The sequence below is a fragment of the Priestia sp. LL-8 genome (assembly GCF_036227845.1).
Lineage (GTDB): Bacteria > Bacillota > Bacilli > Bacillales > Bacillaceae_H > Priestia > Priestia zanthoxyli.
Genome location: NZ_JAZAQH010000001.1, coordinates 1,586,712 through 1,603,686, shown reverse-complemented (window position 1 = coordinate 1,603,686; position 16,975 = coordinate 1,586,712). Strand labels below are relative to the sequence as shown.

Sequence of the window (16,975 nt, the reverse complement as noted above, 5' to 3'; positions counted from 1 at the left end):
GTGGAGGCACGATATGCTAAAGTGCTAGATGCATTGAATTACTTCCTTCTCATTTAATGTCTACGTTTATTGGTTTGATATCTAAGGCTACTTTCACAATAGAGTAATCGTCTTTTTGACCGTCGGTATAAGCCCAATAGCCATTGCTTTCAGGGCTTTTTCTGAAGGTAAGCTCAAAACCTTTGTTTTGGTTAAACGTATAGCTCTTTATTTCTTTGCTCTGAGCGTTATCGATAAGATCGTAAGCTAAAAATTTTCTTAATACACCGTGCGGAGAGAAAAGACCCGTGTTTGGCCCAATTTTTTCACTGTAGTATTCATTTTTTCTAGTAGACGTTTTACCTGGGTTTATTACGATTTCTTTTGTTGTCATATTTACTTTATCGCCTGGAGTAATACAAGAGATAAGAATATTTTTGTAATCACTCGGAAATTTGTCATTTGCCTGTACTTTGGCTAAATCAACTAACGTAATACCGCCTCTTCCAACAACTTCTATTTGTTTTCCTGAATTGTTGACCACCATAGCTGTATCTTCATCGATTCCGTACGCAAGCTGATTTTTATTTCCTTTTTCGTACGCTGTTGCAATAAGACGTCCCAGTCTTGCTTTGTTGTCAAAATGCTGATCTACAAGACCGTATTGAAAAAAGCCAAGGCCTTTTTCTAAATAAGCAGGACCGCCTTCTTGCTGAGTCATATCATCGTATGTGTCTGTAAATCCGTACGAAAGAGCTCCGTAGCTATCTCCGCCAGCGAGCATAGTATTACTCATAATCGCCGCTCCGGCACTCGTACCGCCAAGTACTGCCCCGTTTTTATACGTATGCCATATGGCTTGTAAAACTTTTGAGTCCGAACCATTTTCATTCCGCAACGAGCCCGTAATCAAGGTTTGATCTCCTCCTACAAACCAAATACCTGTTAGCCCTTTAACTTTTTGCGCTAGTTTATCACTATTCATATTTGCTTTCCAATTCGACTCATTTTCAGAAGTTCCTTTAAAGTCATGGTTTGAAATAGGTAAAATCTCTATATTTTCTGCCTTCACTCCGTATTTAACTAAATCACTTTTAAACTGATTAGAAGAGTCGAACTTAGTACTCGCTGCAGGAACAATTCCTATTTTGGCCTGCTTTCCTCCTGCCAGAGTAATAAACTTGTTATACACGCTTGAATTACTGCTGCCAAGCGCTCCTCCTGCAATTAAGAGGTTACCTTTAATCGAATCGTATGCAGGACTTTCAGATGAAGAAAAAGTAGGTTTTTTATACGTTAAACTAGTTTTTTTATCCGGTTGAAATTTGACGGTTTTAGGCGTAATGTCCATTCTTACATTTACAATGGAATAATCATCTTTTTGTCCGTCAGTATATCTCCAATAGCCGTTTGTATCACTATTCTTTTGAAAAGCAATTTCGTACCCAGACCCTTGACTGTCATAAACATAGCTTTTGGCAGATTTCATCGATTCATTGTCAATAAGAGAATAGGATAAATAAGCCTTTAACCTTCCATACGGTGTAAAAACACCCGTAGCAGGTAGTGCGTTAAAGGAATAATATTCAAACCCCTTCGTTTCTACTTTATCGTTTGGAAATTCAAATGATTTTAAATGATAGTTAATTTTATCTCCAGGAGATAAGTAACTGACTTTTATGTTCTCTAAGCCTGAACGCACTTTTTGCTTAGATATAAGCTTAGCTTTGCTCATATCTAATACAGCTACTCCGTTTCTTCCAACGACTTCAACCTTTTGATCTTTATTGTTAACGACCATAGCAGTATCTTCGTCTACACCGTATGCAAAGTTTTTTTCTTTGTCGCGTTCAGCATTATACGTAGCTACTGCAAGTCGCCCAAGTCGTGCTCGTTCATCCATATGCTGATCAATTATGCCGTGTTGGAAAAATCCCAGCCCTTTTTGAACTGATAGAGGCTCGTACTCTTTCTTATTGTGTTGGTTTTCGTTTACATGTTTATTTTCCTTGTTTCCTATACTTTCTTTTAAAGCTCCTAGACTGTCTCCTCCTGTAATCATGACGTCACTCATAATTGCAGCTCCTGCACTTGTACCTCCGATAACTGCTCCCTTACGATATATATCCCAGATAGCTTTTAACGCTTCAGAATCGTTTCCATTATTTTGACGAAGGGAATCCACAATTTTTGTTTGGTCTCCTCCAACAAACCAAACTGCCGTTAGTCCTTTAATCGTACGGGATAACTTCTTGTCGTTCACTTGATTCTTCCAAGTCGATTCATCTTTTTGTGTGTCAGAAAAATCGTGATTGGAAACGGGAAGAATTTGAATAGAATCTGAGTTTACTCCGTATTTCACGAGGTCTTCCTTAAACTTTTCAGAAGACTGCAGCGTTGTGCTAGCAGCTGGAATAATCCCTACTTTGGCTTTTTCTTTTCCCCCAGCAAGCAAGAGAAATTTTTCATATATATCGTGATTGGATGTTCCTACACCTCCGCCTGCAATAACAAGGCTGCCTTTAATGCCCTCAGTATTTTCTTGTGCTTTTGCAAGCAGGGGTGTACTCAACGAAGAAAGTAATGTAAAGCTGATGAGACATGAAACCAGTTTCTTTTTCATTTGAAAGATCCTTTCCACGCAAATTTTAATACCCTTCTCTAATTAGCTCGTATCCTTTCCGCGATACTTTCGATAAATGATGTCTAAAACCTGTTATTCAAACGTTCCTTTCACAACAGGGACACCGTCTTTTACCATTACTTTACCTTGAGCAAAAACCGTTTTAATTGTTAGCGTCTCTTTATTTAAAAGGACTAAATCTGCATCTTTTCCGGGTTGAATATGCCCTTTGTTGGACAGTTTTAATACTCTGGCAGGATTAGACGTAATGACTTGAAGAGCTGTTTCTAACGGTACTGATTCCTCTAATACTGCATCTCGTACTTCTTGAAATAAAGAAGACACTTTTCCAACTTGAAGACCTTTATAATCTCCGTTATCATCAAAAAACGGCAGGCTCGCGTTTCCATCGGATGAAAACGTAATGCTGTCAATCGCCACTTTCTCTTCCAGCATGATGCGTAACCCTTTGCTGCACTTAACTTCGCCTTCTTCTAAAAAGTGAGGGATCGTGCTAGTCGTAAAATCTACATATCCGCCTCGCTTTGCAAATTGAATTCCTTCTTTAAACAGCTCTTCATTTCTATTAATATGTGTAGGATGAAATTGACGAATTGGCAGGTCTGTTTTATCTGCAATTTGATTTAATAAAGATAATTTTCTTTCTCCATCTCCTACGTGAATCTCTAACGTTCCGGCTTTTCCTGATAAAATTCCTCCATTGCGAGCAGCGGTAGCCACCTTCACCAGTTCTTCAAATGTCGGTTCAGAGGAACGATGGTCAGAAATGGCAATTTCACCTACTCCGATAATTTTATCAATTAAAATAAGATCTTCTTCGATGCTATTAGTTAACGTTTTTACCGGTATTTGATAGGAACCTGTGTGAATGAAGCAGCTGATCCCTTCTTCTTCTAACCCTCTTGCTTTGGCCAGAAGGTTTTCCATTCTTCTTGTTGTACCGTCTGTTCCAAGTACACCTACAATAGTTGTAACACCGGCAGTCGTTGCATCAGTTAACATTAGTTCAGGAGTGCGTGTTTTATATCCACCTTCTCCTCCTCCGCCAATAATATGAACATGTGAGTCAATGAAGCCTGGAGCTATAATGTGATTAGCGGCATCTACAACATCAATAGGAATGGACGTATTTACATGATCAATACAATCTTTTATAAGGATGATTTTGCTGTCTGCAAGCAATATATCTTTTTTTCCTAAGTGCTGTGGTGCATATACTTCTGCGTTTTTGATTAAGGTTAACAACTTCTATTCCTCCTACTAGTAAGCTCGACTTGCGAATAACATTTTTCTATATAATTTTAATGCTTAAAATGGCCCGTAATTGATAAAATAAGCAATTACAACGGCTATTAGACCAATCACATATTGAATAAGGACTAACGGCAACACCCATTTTGCCCACTTTGTCCATGAAATTCCCGCAATCGCTAAGCCAGCCATTAATGTTCCAGCCGTCGGGAAAATAATGTTTCCGATGCCGTCTGCAAAAGAAAAAGATAATACTGCCGTTTGTCGCGTAATATCAAGCAAATCTGCAAGAGGGGTCATGATTGGCATCGTCAGCATCGCATGACCCGTTCCAGATGCTAAAATAAGATGAATCAGCGCTTGGAAGTTGTAGATTCCGATGACGCTTAAATATCCCGGAATATGTTGAATCGCTCCAGATACTTGATGAAGCATAGGGTCTACAATATGACCTTCATTTAAAACAACAAGAACTGCGCGAGAAACTCCGATAACAAGCGCTCCTCCAACTAGTGCTGCTGCCCCGTTTGTAAACGACTTAACTGTATTTTCAACAGAGAGTCTTCCAATAATCCCAATCACAACTGTCAAAATCACAAATAAAGAGGCAATTTCGGTAATGTACCACTTATACTTAATAACACCAAAAGCAAGAATTACATAGTTAACAAGAAATGCTGCCATAATCCATTTATGCTTTCTAGTTAACTTCGCATCAGAGTTTAAAAGTTTATGCGCATTAGTTATGCTGTATTTTCCGTATGTTCCAATCGAAGGACTTTTTTTCACTTTCATCGCATATCGATAGACAAACCATACTGAAACAGCGTACACAACTACGAATAAAATAAGGCGAAAGCCCATTCCAGAAAACATAGGAAGTTCTGCTACTCCTTGTGCAACACCTACTGTAAACGGATTCATAACTGCCGTAGTAAAACCAGCTGATGCTCCAATTAAAACAATGGCAGTTCCCGTTAATGCGTCGAACCCAAGAGCAAGTGCCAGCGGAATTAAAAGAGGAATATAGGCTAGCGTTTCTTCCGCCATCCCCATTAAAGAACCGCCTACCGCAAAAAATAGCATCATAACAGGAATTAATAATTTTTCTCTAGTAGCAAGCTTTTTAGCCATCGTTGTAATCAATACATCTACTGTACCCGTAGCGCTTAGTACACCAAAGAAACCGCCGATAATTAATACAAAAAAGATAATGTCGGCTCCTTCTACCATTCCTGTATGTATCGCTTTGACCATATCAAAGAAACCAACGGGTGTAGAATCAATCCATTTAAACGACTGAGGATCTACCGTTGTTCGTCCGTCTACTTCTACACGTGCGTATTCTCCGGCTGGCAAGATATACGTTAAAATAGTAGCAATCACAAGAAAGCCTAACAATAAAGCAAAAACGTTTATTTTTCTCTCTTTTTTCCGTACCTTATTTAATGAACTCATTTCCTTTTGCGGTTCACTCATTCTTCTTCTCCCCTTCATTATGAAATAATAGCCTTAGACAAACATCTCTTTCTTTAAAAGCAGCTTCCTTATCTGCACCTACATATTGCTCCTTTCTTTTGTATTCCTCATATACAATACAAGCAATTTTCGTGCCAACGTAGAACCGTTTAATTTTCTGAATTATGATATAATTAAATCGTATTTTAGGTATTAATTGGGTGTTTTTTAAAATTTAATAACGCCAATTAAGGTACTGGTTGATAGAAAATCTGGAGCACGAAGCATTAGCTAGTTCTTTTTTTAAAAAGCAGCAAAAAGAAAGATAAAAGAATTTAATCTATAGACATAAAAAAATACTATACTCAAATGGCTGGCTGAAAAACATGCGGATCGTAAACTTACAGAAGTGGCTGCTACAGTAGAACACGCACTTTATCAAACGCTCCAAGATGAAGTGAAAACGAAAGATTTAGGCGGACATGCCTCTACATCGGAGTTTACAGAAGCTATTTTAGAGAAAATAAAACCCACGCAAAATTAACAGCAATTTATCCATTCTATAGAGGTGATCATAATGAAAAAAAGAAAGATTATTATGGACTGTGATCCAGGTCATGATGATGCCATTGCAATTATTTTAGCTGCCGCACGACCGGAATTAGATATTTTAGCGATTACAACTGTTTCAGGAAACGCGGAAATTGAAAAAACGACGGTGAATGCTTTGAAAGTGTGTGACTTGGTATCGTTACATAACGTGATTGTTTCAAAAGGAGCAAGCGAACCAATGATGCGCAGACGTGAAAACGCGCCTAGTATACACGGAGATTCAGGATTAGACGGTCCTGAGTTCCCGGCTCTCTCTCGCAGCTGGAGCGAAGAACACGGAGTAGATACTATTATACGAATGGTCAAAGAGTCAGAAGATCCCGTTACGCTTTTGCCTACCGGTCCTTTAACGAACATTGCCTTAGCTTTAATAAAAGCTCCAGAAATTAAAGAAAACATTGGAGAGATTATCCTTATGGGCGGTGGAACCTTCGGGAACTGGACGCCAACGGCTGAGTTTAATATTTGGGCAGACCCAGAAGCGGCTAAAAAAGTGTTTGACAGCGGCATTCCACTCGTAGTAATGGGGTTAGATATTACGCATCAAGCCGTTGCAACAGATAATGTTATTAACCAAGTGATGAACATTGATAATAACGTAGCAAAAAAAGTGGGTGAATTATTAGCATTTTTTAAATCTACCTATAAAGAAACCTTTGGCTTTGATGGTCCGCCTGTTCACGATGTATTGACCGTTGCTTATTGTGTAGCTCCAGAACTATTTACGCTCAAAGAAGTTAATATTGTAGTAGAAACACGCGGAGAATACACGGCTGGAACAACTTCAGTTGATTTGCTTGGAGTTACAGGAAGGAAAGCGAATGCGAAGTTTGGTTTAACCCTTGATGTAGATGGTTTTTGGGATTTAATGATTGAGGCTCTTAACACATATTCGGCTTCGTAATGTTCATGACTTTATAAAAGTGAGGCAGCACCATAGCAGAGTTTGCCACTTGCTGGTGCTGACTTACTTTTATTCATACTATCTAGCTGTTTTTTTCGCTTTTTGATTGAGCATTACAGTAATGATTGAAGCAACAATAACACCTGTAATTAAACAGTTGGATATATCTTTATAAAAGCAGCTATTTAACAATAAAAAAAGTAAGGAAGTATACTCCCTCACTTTCTGTTTACAACTCCCGTTAAAAAATTCAAAAATACGTGTACGCCTGCTTTTACAGTTATTTCTCTTACATCACGCAACGGATCTAGACATACAATATCCATTGCTTGAACAAGCGGATGACTCCCAGCCGTGTATACCGCTTCAAACAATTCCTCCGTTCTCATTCCCCCTGTCGTTCCTGCTGGAACTCCAGGTGCGTAAGCAATATCTAACACGTCCATATCAACCGTTAAATAGATCATGTCTACTTCTTTACTCAGCTGCTTTAATGCTTCTTTCACCGTATGGGTTATTCCCGCTTTTTTTGCTTGTAGTAACGTTACATAATGAACGCCTTTGCTATCTGCATATTCTTTTAACGATTTTGAGTTGTAAAACCCGTGAAGTCCGATATTCCATACATGTCTTGCATCAATCGTGTTGCTTTCAATTAAATTTCGTATGGGGGTTCCGTTAGAAGGACCGTTATCTTCTAAGCTGCGTAAGTCAAAGTGCGTATCAAACTGTAAAATCCCTATTTTCTGTTCGGGATGTGACTCTTTCCATCCTTTTACTAACATAGCTGTAATGGAATGATCTCCTCCAAGCATAACAGGAAGCGCATGCGGATGATGTTTCCGCATAGACATCATCGCTTCTTTTATATGCTGATGAGACTTCTCTATATCTGTTACGTGCTGTTTGACGTCTCCTAAATCCAACACTGACAAGGAAGTCAAATCTGTATCATACTCAATATGATACGGATTAAAGGATTTCCAGAGTTTCCTCATGGCCATTGGCGTCTCGCTGGCTCCAGAAGCACTAATGGAAGACCTTGAAAGAGGCACGCCCAAGACCGTAATATCTATCGATGTAAAGTCGACGTTGCACCCATCTTCAACTGTCTGAATCCAATCACTTACTTTTGGGTCAGAAGTACTTTGACGCTGCCAGCAAAAAGGCGGTCGATCAAGCTGTGGGTACGGATAGTTCATGTAAAACACCGCCTTCAACCACAACTTTTCCAGCTTTTAATACCGTGTCTACAAGATTTACGGCATAGTTATACTGCAGCGTTTGGTAATTGGGCGCATCGAATAGCACTAAATCGGCTTTTTTACCTACTTCAATACTTCCGATTTGATCCCCTTTGCAAATAGCATGAGCCGCGTTGATCGTACAGGCCGTTAAAACTTCTGCTGGCGTCATCTTCATCGTTAAACAAGCTAAATTCATAATAAACGGCAGCGATTCTGTAGGAGAAGATCCTGGGTTTCGATCTGTAGACAAAGCAACCGGCACTCCTGCTTCGATCATTTTTCTAGCACGCGCCGGCTCTTCCATTAAAAAGAATGCAGTACCCGGCAATAGAACGGCTATAACTCCGCTTTCAGCCATTTGCTTAATTCCTTGATCCGATGCTTTTAACAAATGATCCGCAGACACAGCTCCCACTTTAGCCGCTAATTCTGCCCCGCCAAAAGACACAATTTCATCGGCGTGGATTTTAGGTTTTAGTCCGTATGCTTTTCCAGTTTGTAAAATACGCTCTGACTGTTCAACTGTAAACACTCCTTCTTCACAAAATACATCACAAAACTCCGCTAGCTCTTCTTTTGCAACAATTGGTATCATTTCTTCGATAACAAAACGAACAAACTCATCTTCATTTCCTTTGTACTCAGCTGGCACCGCATGAGCTCCCATAAAGGTTGAAACAACATCTACTGGATGCTGTTCATTCAGTTTCTTCGCTACTTTTAATTGTTTGATTTCATCTTTAAGATTTAAACCGTACCCGCTTTTGGCTTCGACAGTTGTAACTCCGTACTGCAGAAATTTATTTAAACGTTTTGTAGATTGCTTGATTAGCTCCTCTTCTGTTGCTTGTCGTGTACTAACGGTTGTTTGTAAAATTCCTCCTCCCGCTTTTAAAATATCAATATACTTTGCCCCGTTTAAGCGCATTTCTAATTCTTTTTCACGACTGCCACCAAACACAAGGTGAGTGTGGGGATCAATCAACCCAGGCGTTACGATTTTTCCTTCGGCATCAATTATATTAATAGGTTCATGGATATGCTCAAGGTATTCCTGCGCTTTGACGTCAGGCCCAACAAATACAATTTTTTCATTTTTAACGAGTACGCTGCCATTTTCAATGATTCCTAGATCTGACATTTCTTCTGCTCGTCTAGGCTGACTTCCACCTTTAACCGTAATGACTTGTTCAGCGCATTTAATATACGTAATAGTCATACGTATCCCTCCTTTTTATTCATTTAACGCGGGAATTTGTATCCCTTTTTCTTTTGCAGTTTGAATGGCCTTATCATAGCCGGCGTCTACATGACGAACAACACCCATGCCAGGATCTGTTGTTAAAACACGTTCTAGACGTTTGGCGGCATCTTCTGTCCCGTCTGCTACTACAACCATTCCAGCGTGCAGAGAATACCCCATACCTACTCCTCCTCCGTGGTGAACGGATACCCAGCTTGCGCCTGCTGCCGTATTTACTAATGCATTTAAAATAGGCCAGTCTGCTACTGCATCACTGCCATCTTTCATTGCTTCAGTTTCACGATTTGGCGAAGCCACAGAACCGGCATCTAGATGATCTCTGCCAATAACGATAGGCGCAGACAGCTCTCCGTTTGCTACCATGTCATTAATAATTTTTCCAAAGCGCGCTCTTTCTCCGTAGCCTAGCCAGCAGATACGAGCCGGCAATCCTTGAAACTCAATTTTTTCTCTCGCCATTTTAATCCAGTTGCAAAGATGCGTATTATCCGAAAACTCACGTAAAATGACTTCATCTGTTTTATAAATATCTTCTGGGTTTCCTGACAAAGCAACCCACCTGAACGGTCCTTTTCCTTCACAGAACTGCGGACGGATGTACGCTGGGACAAATCCTGGGAAATCAAATGCATTCGTGACACCTTCATCCAACGCCACTTGGCGAATATTATTGCCATAGTCAAAAGCAACCGTGCCTTTTCTTTGCATCTCTAACATGGCTTGAACGTGAATAGCCATACTTGCTTTTGATTGTTTTATATATTCATTTGGATTTGTATTCCGCAGTTTTTCTCCTTCTGCTAAGCTGACTCCAATCGGCAAATATCCGTTAAGCGGATCATGTGCCGATGTTTGATCTGTCACAATATCTGGGATAAATCCTCGCTTTATCATTTCAGGAAGAATCTCGGCTGCATTTCCAACTAATCCAATGGAAAGCGCTTTGCCCAATCTTTTTGCATCTTCAGCTAACGTGATTGCATCAGCTACACTGTCGACTACCGTATCGCAATACTTTGTTTCGATACGTTTTTCAATACGCGTGCGATCAACATCAATTCCAATTACAACGCCGCCTGCCATCGTAACGGCTAGTGGTTGTGCACCTCCCATTCCTCCTAATCCAGCTGTTACGGTAATCGTTCCTTTCAAAGTTCCGTTAAAATGCTGGTTGGCACACTCAGCAAATGTTTCATACGTTCCTTGAACAATGCCTTGGCTTCCGATATAAATCCAGCTTCCTGCAGTCATTTGCCCATACATCATTAGCCCTTTTTTATCGAGCTCATGGAACGTCTCCCAATTCGCAAAAGCAGGAACAAGATTTGAATTTGCTAATAAAACACGCGGCGCATCACTGTGCGTTTTAAAAACCGCAACCGGCTTGCCGGACTGTATGAGAAGCGTTTCATCTTCTTCTAATTCTTTTAACGTATCTACAATACGATTGAACGCCTCCCAGTTACGGGCTGCTTTTCCGATTCCTCCGTATACGACTAACTTTTCAGGATGCTCTGCTACTTCGGAATCTAAATTGTTTAGAAGCATGCGAAGAGCAGCTTCTTGTACCCAGCCTTTTGTCGTTAGTTCTGTTCCACGAGGTGCTTTTATTCCACTTTGTTTTGTCTCCATTTCGTTTTCCTCCTCTATAAAAATGAAAAACTGTTAAACTAACTTTTTATTACAGCGCTAGTTCATAATTAGTATCTTGCACAAAAGTTTTGAAATTAGCTGCTAACGCCTCAATATCACGTGAGAAAATTCGATCTTTAATAATGGTTGGTACGGTTTTTCTAATTCTTGAATGAATTTTTCTTGTTTCTGAAGCGAGTTTATCCACTCCTTGAATATCGGCTGCTTGAGCGGCACAAATTGCTTCAATTGATAGAACTCTTCGTGTATTTTGGATAATTTGATAAGCATGACGTGCAGCAGTCGTTCCCATGCTGACATGATCTTCTTGATTTGCTGAAGATGGGATAGAATCAACACTTGATGGATGCGCTAATACTTTATTTTCGGAAACTAATGAAGCTGCAGCGTATTGAGTAATCATGAGCCCGGACTCTAGACCTGGATCTGCACTTAAAAATGCGGGCAGCCCACTAAGCTGAGGGTTTACTATTCGTTCAATGCGCCGTTCAGAAATATTCCCAAGCTCCGCCATTGCAATTCCTAGAAAATCCATAGCAAACGCAATAGGCTGCCCGTGAAAATTCCCTCCAGAAATTACTTTGCCGCTGTCAGCAAAGATGAGCGGGTTATCGGTTGCTGAATTAACCTCAATTAACAGCTTTTCTTTTACATAATTTAAAACTTGATAAATAGCACCATGAACTTGAGGAATGCAGCGCAGTGAATAAGCATCTTGCACTCTCATTTGACCTTGAGAAGTAGTTAATTGACTGCCTTCTAAGTACGAAAGAATTCGAGCAGCTACCTGCTGTTGTTCCGGATAAGGTCTTACTGCATGAGACTCGGGCATGAATGCTTCTACAATACCCTGCAGACCTTCTAATGTTAGTGCTGCAATTCCGTCAGCAAGATCAGCGAGCTTTTGAGCTTCAAGGTACGAAACTACTCCTACAGCCGTCATTGCCTGAGTGCCGTTGATCAAAGCTAGCCCTTCTTTCGCCTGTAATTGTATAGGTTCAAGCCCCGCTAGCTTTAAAGCTTCTTCTCCTTGCATTTGCTGACCATTATATACAGCTTCCCCTTCTCCAACTAGCAGCAGCGCTAGATGTGATAACGGGGCTAAGTCACCGCTAGCTCCAAGCGAACCTTGACTCGGGATAACCGGTACTACGTTTTGATTTAAGCAATCGATAAGAAGCTGCAAGGTTTCCAGTCGTATTCCGGAATATCCTTTAGCTAATGCGTTCGCTCGTAAAAGCAGCATGACTCTGCTTACTTCTAACGAGAATGGCTCTCCTAGTCCGCAGGCATGACTGCGAATCAGGTTAATCTGCAGATCAGCTAAGTCTGTTTTTGAAATAACCGTATCGCTAAACTTTCCAAATCCCGTATTGACTCCGTAAATTACGTTGTTGTTCGTAATGCTCTCTTCAACTAACGTTCTGCTTTTTTGTATATGTTCAACTGCGTGATCGCTAATTTTCACGGAGTATCCTTGGTAAATAACTTTGTAAATTTGGTCGAACGTCAGTGAATTTCCATCAATTTGAATAAACATCATACCCGCTCCCTTGTTAAACTGTAGACTATCTTTTCTTTTTGAACACAAAAAGGGGCTATATCAAAGAGGAAACAAGCTCCTTTTGATATAGCCCCCTATAAACTAACCTACTTAAACTATGGGCTTTTATTAATAATCGGCATTTTACCTTATGCATACAAACAATCGCTAAATGACTAAATCACTATACACTTTAAGCTGTACAACTTAAAGCAACTAGGGTACCTACACTAAGTATTACGTTGAATTAATCATTTGTCAATTATTATTTAAGAAAATTTAAAATAATCTGAAATAAAACCGTTATTTTCTCATAGCAGCCATGGTTCAGGCTGCACATTTTTATTTTTTAAACGTTATCGGACGTTCATGTCACTTGGGTGCGGACCTTTGCGGCGGTTGCTGTTTAACCCGTTAATCTCTGCCATATCATCAGCAGTGAGTTCAAAATCAAACACGTTAAAGTTTTCTTCTATTCTAGATGGCGTAACTGACTTAGGAATGACAATTGTGTTGTTTTGTAAATGCCAGCGCAATACAACTTGAGCCGGAGTTTTGCTATGTACTTCAGCAATTTTTTGAATAACCTCATCTTGTAACACTTCTCCTCCTTGATCAAGAGGGCTCCATGCTTCCACGAAAATATTATGTTTAGCGCAAAACTCTTTTAATTCATTTTGAGCAAGATACGGATGGCACTCAATTTGGTTTAAAACAGGCGTTACGTCACATTCATTTAACAAGCGCTCCAAATGCTCAATTTCAAAGTTGCAGACCCCAATTGCTTTTACTTTTCCGTCGTGATAAAGCTTTTCTAATGCTTTATACGTCTCCACATACTCATCATATTGAGGAGTAGGCCAGTGAATCAAATATAAATCGACATAATCAAGTCCTAATCGTTCTAAGCTTTCATCAAACGCACGTAGTGCATTTTCATAGCCTTGGTCGCTGTTCCAAACTTTTGTTGTAATAAAAAGCTTTTCCCGAGGAACAGAAGATTCTTTAATCGCTTGACCTACTCCTTCTTCATTTTTATAAATCATAGCTGTGTCAATAGACGTATATCCAACTTCAATTGCTTTTGACACTGCAGCTGCTGCTTGGTTATCTTCTACTTGCCATACGCCAAATCCAAGCTGAGGCATTTTTAAGCCGTTGTTTAATGTAACAATATTCATTTTACATGTCTCCTTTTTTGTTAAAAAGTTCAAAGTTTTAATGATGGTGCCAGCCGATCAGCATAGCAACCTGGCCCATTATAATGCCGACTGGGATTCCTACAATCATGGCTCCAAATCGAAATTTAAAAGACCATGCCCTCGGTACAAGGGAAAACAAATAAATCATACTCATCGTTGCCATACATGTACTGCTAAAAAAACTGACGACAGTGTGTAAATTTGGCATTCCTTCTCCTCATTTCACTAGAACGTTTGCGCCTTTTCAATTTCATCATTTATCTTTTGTTCTAATGCCTATGTTTTCGCAGCCGACATAGTTACATTCGTCAAAGGGTTCCGTAATCCTGCTTCAATCAGCTAAAAATACTTTACCTACGTAACTTTTTTAATTAAAACGAATATGTGCTTTTAACTGAGAAGTTGTGTATAATTTCCGTATATACAAAATAATAAGAATCTTTTTACTTCAAAGAGAAACTGTACGTTCTCTGTAAGGCAATCATACATATTTGCAAGAGTTAACGAAAGGAATGGATATAAAAAATGGCGATTGAAAGAGTAAAAGCATATTTTAAACAATATGGCATGGAGAATCGAATTATTGAAATGGATGAGTCCAGTGCTACTGTAGAACTGGCAGCGCAAGCTTTAAAATGTGAGCCGCAACGGATTGCAAAAAGTCTTTCTTTTAACGCAGAAGGAACCGTTTTATTGATTGTGGCAGCAGGAGATGCGAAAATTGATAATCGAAAATACAAAGAAGAGTTTGGAACCAAAGCAAAAATGCTTGGAGCAAGTGAAGTAGAAACGCTGATTGGTCATGCTGTAGGCGGAGTATGCCCGTTTGCTGTTAATGAAGGTGTTCACGTGTATCTAGATGAATCTCTGAAACGTTTTGTTACTGTTTTCCCTGCATGTGGAAGTGGAAATAGTGCAATCGAATTAACAATACCCGAACTAGAAGAATTTTCGAAATGCTTAAAATGGGTTGATGTGTGCAAAGGATGGAATGAGTAATCTATGTGAATGACGGTACAGATATAATTAATCAAGACACCAGCAGGCTGAAACAATTTCTCATTTCAGCTTGTTGATGTATCTAAACGAATTTATGAAACAACTTAACCCAACCTAGGTAAGAAACCCCTAAGAGAAATACAAAAAGAAATAGTAAAGGAATGTTCCTAGGGATAAAAAGCCAGCCGTCTAACGTATTCCACAGAAATTCACTTTTATTTGCTTTTCTCATCATTTTCACCTCAAGCAGATTTACTATTTTGTATTCAAAAATTCTTTTACATAGTTATATACAGTATCTTCAACTTATGAGCTTTTTTCAAGAAAAACGTGCACGGAAAATGGACTGAATGTGAATCCTTTTAATTTATACCCGTTATGTACTCATTCATCATCTTAGTTTCATCTGTAAAAAAGAAGAAGCCTACATTTTTAGATGCAGGCTTCTTCGCGTTGATTCAGTCTTTCCTTTGTTTGCCTAGTCAGGCCCTTTCGTTACGTATATCGGTTCATAACCAAAGTGCCTTGCGTGAGATACGAATATCTACTTTCAATTTGCGGTAATACATTTGCTGAAGTCGCTGTTAAGCCTTTCAAAACTAATCAGTCCCTTCAAACGCTAAGTATTTAACCTTCCACAACAACCATTTGTATGATAGCTGCTGTACTATATGTGTACCCCGTATTTATATAGTAAAACCTAAAAAAACAATTTTTTATTACATGTAATTTTCTAGACTTTATAGCAAAGAAAAGTTAGATAGTATAGGTGAAAGAAGCACGACAGCCATTAGCGCCCTACTGTTCAGATTCACGCATTCAAAGAAAAATCTGAACTGAAATTCAAAGAATTATTTAATGTATGGTTTCATCAATTTTTTGAAATGCATCTTCAAGCGATGCATATCCATTTGTTTCTCCTTCGTTACCTTGAAGAGTCCATTCTTGCTTTTCTACTGCTAGTTTCCCGTTTTTATCTTTTATATAAGGTCTGTTAACCATAAACACATGATCGTTCTTTTTTACTGTGTAGCCAAGATAATAGTGATTACCTTCTCCTTCCTCTTCATATACGGAGACGCCTTGAAGGTTATATTTGTTTAAAATGTCATCCATATGATGAGTCAGTTCACTTACAATCGCTTCTCTTCCTACATATTCCACATTTCATACCCCTTTTCATTTTGATTTATACTTAGCATTCCCTTGAGCATATTCAATTACACTATCTTTCAAACGTCGTATGAACAAAGCAAGTCAATATAATAGTCATTCATTACATAGTAATAAAAAAGCTACCTCACTATAATGCAATGAAAAAACATTGCTAAGTGAAGTAGCTTTTTTGTTACCGAAATCTATAGGAAAACTTGATTATAGTTCAGTTAAAATAATCGGTTCACCATTTGTTACAACAATCGTATGTTCACATTGTGCTACAAGACTATTATCAGGTGTAACAAACGTCCAGCCGTCGTCTCCGCGTTCAATGATATGATCAGCCTTCATAGAAATAAATGGCTCTACAGCAATAACAAGACCTTTTTTCAAGAGGGCTTTATCCATTGGATCATAATAGTTTAAAATGTGGTTAGGAGCGTCATGCAAGCTGCGGCCAACACCATGACCCGTTAAGTTTTCAATAACAGCATATCCGTTTTGGTGTGCAAAGTTAGAAACAGCACGACCAATTTGATTTTGTTTTGAACCAGCTTTTACTTTTTTCATAGCTGCCCAAAATGCATCTACTGCAGCTTGACACAGCTTTTCTTTTTCTTCGTCTTGCCCAATAACAAATGAAATACCCGTATCCGAATAATAGCCATCAAGTACTGCGGATACATCCACATTTACTAAATCGCCATCTTTTAATACGCGGTCTCCCGGAATACCGTGAGCCACTTCTTCGTTGACACTAATGCACGTTACACCTGGGAAATTATATTCTTTTTCAGGTGCAGAAATAGCACCGTGTTCATCTAATATTTTTTTACCGATCATATCAAGCTCTTTTGTTGTCATACCTGCTTTTGCTTGTTTTTTCATTTCTTCGCGCGCAAGTGCAACGATACGTCCAATTTTGCGTAAACTTTCTAAATCCTGTTCGTTACCAATAATCATAAAAAAAACACTTTCCTTCCTCGAAATATATATCCTATCCGATTTTATCATATTTTTATGAGGATTTTTCAAAAGACCTTTTAAGAACTAAAATGTAC

13 protein-coding genes are annotated in these 16,975 nt (G+C 39.0%); 2 read left to right on the top strand and 11 right to left on the bottom strand.

What is annotated here, in order from left to right:
• Nucleotides 1–49 precede the first annotated feature (49 nt).
• The 3 genes from U9R83_RS08050 to U9R83_RS08040 all read right to left on the bottom strand — a co-directional run bounded on the left by U9R83_RS08050 (nucleotide 50) and on the right by U9R83_RS08040 (nucleotide 5,353).
• Nucleotides 50–2,602: a cyanophycinase gene (locus U9R83_RS08050; protein WP_243549043.1), complete on the bottom strand. Its 2,553-nt coding sequence runs from the start codon at nucleotides 2,600–2,602 to the stop codon at nucleotides 50–52.
• Between the two features lie 93 nt (nucleotides 2,603–2,695).
• Nucleotides 2,696–3,868: a beta-aspartyl-peptidase gene (gene iadA / locus U9R83_RS08045; protein ID WP_243549042.1), complete on the bottom strand. Its 1,173-nt coding sequence runs from the start codon at nucleotides 3,866–3,868 to the stop codon at nucleotides 2,696–2,698.
• Nucleotides 3,869–3,931: 63 nt separating this feature from the next.
• Entirely contained in the window at nucleotides 3,932–5,353 is a 1,422-nt protein-coding gene (locus tag U9R83_RS08040) for a YfcC family protein (RefSeq protein ID WP_243549041.1), read from the bottom strand.
• A 556-nt stretch (nucleotides 5,354–5,909) separates the two neighbouring features.
• Between U9R83_RS08040 and U9R83_RS08035 the strand changes: the two genes are divergently transcribed.
• Nucleotides 5,910–6,848 carry a nucleoside hydrolase gene (locus U9R83_RS08035; RefSeq protein WP_014460771.1) on the top strand — a complete coding sequence of 313 codons (939 nt, stop codon included), beginning with the start codon at nucleotides 5,910–5,912 and terminating at the stop codon, nucleotides 6,846–6,848.
• 218 nt (nucleotides 6,849–7,066) lie between these two features.
• Here the strand turns inward: U9R83_RS08035 and hutG are convergent, their stop codons facing one another.
• The 6 genes from hutG to U9R83_RS08005 form a co-directional block, all read right to left on the bottom strand.
• Nucleotides 7,067–8,050, bottom strand: a complete 984-nt coding sequence (gene hutG, locus U9R83_RS08030; protein WP_209368697.1) for a formimidoylglutamase — start codon at nucleotides 8,048–8,050, stop codon at nucleotides 7,067–7,069.
• The gene (gene hutI, locus U9R83_RS08025) at nucleotides 8,025–9,314 is read right to left on the bottom strand and encodes an imidazolonepropionase (RefSeq protein ID WP_209368695.1); all 1,290 of its coding nucleotides are present in this window, start codon (nucleotides 9,312–9,314) and stop codon (nucleotides 8,025–8,027) included. Before hutI ends, hutG begins: the two co-directional genes overlap by 26 nt.
• A 15-nt stretch (nucleotides 9,315–9,329) precedes the next feature.
• On the bottom strand, nucleotides 9,330–10,991 hold the full coding sequence (gene hutU / locus U9R83_RS08020; protein ID WP_226555755.1) for a urocanate hydratase: 1,662 nt from the start codon (nucleotides 10,989–10,991) through the stop codon (nucleotides 9,330–9,332).
• 49 nt (nucleotides 10,992–11,040) lie between these two features.
• On the bottom strand, nucleotides 11,041–12,552 hold the full coding sequence (hutH, locus tag U9R83_RS08015) for a histidine ammonia-lyase (RefSeq protein ID WP_243550313.1): 1,512 nt from the start codon (nucleotides 12,550–12,552) through the stop codon (nucleotides 11,041–11,043).
• Nucleotides 12,553–12,911: 359 nt separating this feature from the next.
• Nucleotides 12,912–13,736, bottom strand: coding sequence for an aldo/keto reductase (locus U9R83_RS08010; protein ID WP_014460777.1), 825 nt, complete (start codon nucleotides 13,734–13,736; stop codon nucleotides 12,912–12,914).
• A 37-nt stretch (nucleotides 13,737–13,773) separates the two neighbouring features.
• Nucleotides 13,774–13,965, bottom strand: a complete 192-nt coding sequence (locus tag U9R83_RS08005; RefSeq protein ID WP_221780236.1) for a hypothetical protein — start codon at nucleotides 13,963–13,965, stop codon at nucleotides 13,774–13,776.
• A gap of 317 nt (nucleotides 13,966–14,282) precedes the next feature.
• On the opposite strand from U9R83_RS08005, the gene U9R83_RS08000 reads away from it, so the two are divergent.
• The gene (locus U9R83_RS08000; protein WP_034267780.1) at nucleotides 14,283–14,756 is read left to right on the top strand and encodes a YbaK/EbsC family protein; all 474 of its coding nucleotides are present in this window, start codon (nucleotides 14,283–14,285) and stop codon (nucleotides 14,754–14,756) included.
• An 855-nt stretch (nucleotides 14,757–15,611) separates the two neighbouring features.
• Here U9R83_RS08000 and U9R83_RS07995 read toward each other — a convergent pair.
• Complete coding sequence (locus U9R83_RS07995; protein WP_221779570.1) at nucleotides 15,612–15,920, bottom strand: DUF5634 family protein; 309 nt, start codon at nucleotides 15,918–15,920, stop codon at nucleotides 15,612–15,614.
• A 210-nt stretch (nucleotides 15,921–16,130) separates the two neighbouring features.
• The gene (gene map / locus U9R83_RS07990; RefSeq protein ID WP_243550311.1) at nucleotides 16,131–16,928 is read right to left on the bottom strand and encodes a type I methionyl aminopeptidase; all 798 of its coding nucleotides are present in this window, start codon (nucleotides 16,926–16,928) and stop codon (nucleotides 16,131–16,133) included.
• Nucleotides 16,929–16,975 lie beyond the last annotated feature (47 nt).

What these genes read in the sequence shown, in the direction of transcription:
- U9R83_RS08050 (WP_243549043.1), bottom strand. Translation starts at nt 2,602, where the DNA reads ATGAAAAAGAAACTGGTTTCATGTCTCATCAGCTTTACATTACTTTCT.
- U9R83_RS08040 (WP_243549041.1), bottom strand. Translation starts at nt 5,353, where the DNA reads ATGAGTGAACCGCAAAAGGAAATGAGTTCATTAAATAAGGTACGGAAA.
- U9R83_RS08035 (WP_014460771.1), top strand. Translation starts at nt 5,910, where the DNA reads ATGAAAAAAAGAAAGATTATTATGGACTGTGATCCAGGTCATGATGAT.
- hutG (WP_209368697.1), bottom strand. Translation starts at nt 8,050, where the DNA reads ATGAACTATCCGTACCCACAGCTTGATCGACCGCCTTTTTGCTGGCAG.
- hutI (WP_209368695.1), bottom strand. Translation starts at nt 9,314, where the DNA reads ATGACTATTACGTATATTAAATGCGCTGAACAAGTCATTACGGTTAAA.
- hutU (WP_226555755.1), bottom strand. Translation starts at nt 10,991, where the DNA reads ATGGAGACAAAACAAAGTGGAATAAAAGCACCTCGTGGAACAGAACTA.
- hutH (WP_243550313.1), bottom strand. Translation starts at nt 12,552, where the DNA reads ATGTTTATTCAAATTGATGGAAATTCACTGACGTTCGACCAAATTTAC.
- U9R83_RS08010 (WP_014460777.1), bottom strand. Translation starts at nt 13,736, where the DNA reads ATGAATATTGTTACATTAAACAACGGCTTAAAAATGCCTCAGCTTGGA.
- U9R83_RS08005 (WP_221780236.1), bottom strand. Translation starts at nt 13,965, where the DNA reads ATGCCAAATTTACACACTGTCGTCAGTTTTTTTAGCAGTACATGTATG.
- U9R83_RS08000 (WP_034267780.1), top strand. Translation starts at nt 14,283, where the DNA reads ATGGCGATTGAAAGAGTAAAAGCATATTTTAAACAATATGGCATGGAG.
- map (WP_243550311.1), bottom strand. Translation starts at nt 16,928, where the DNA reads ATGATAAAATCGGATAGGATATATATTTCGAGGAAGGAAAGTGTTTTT.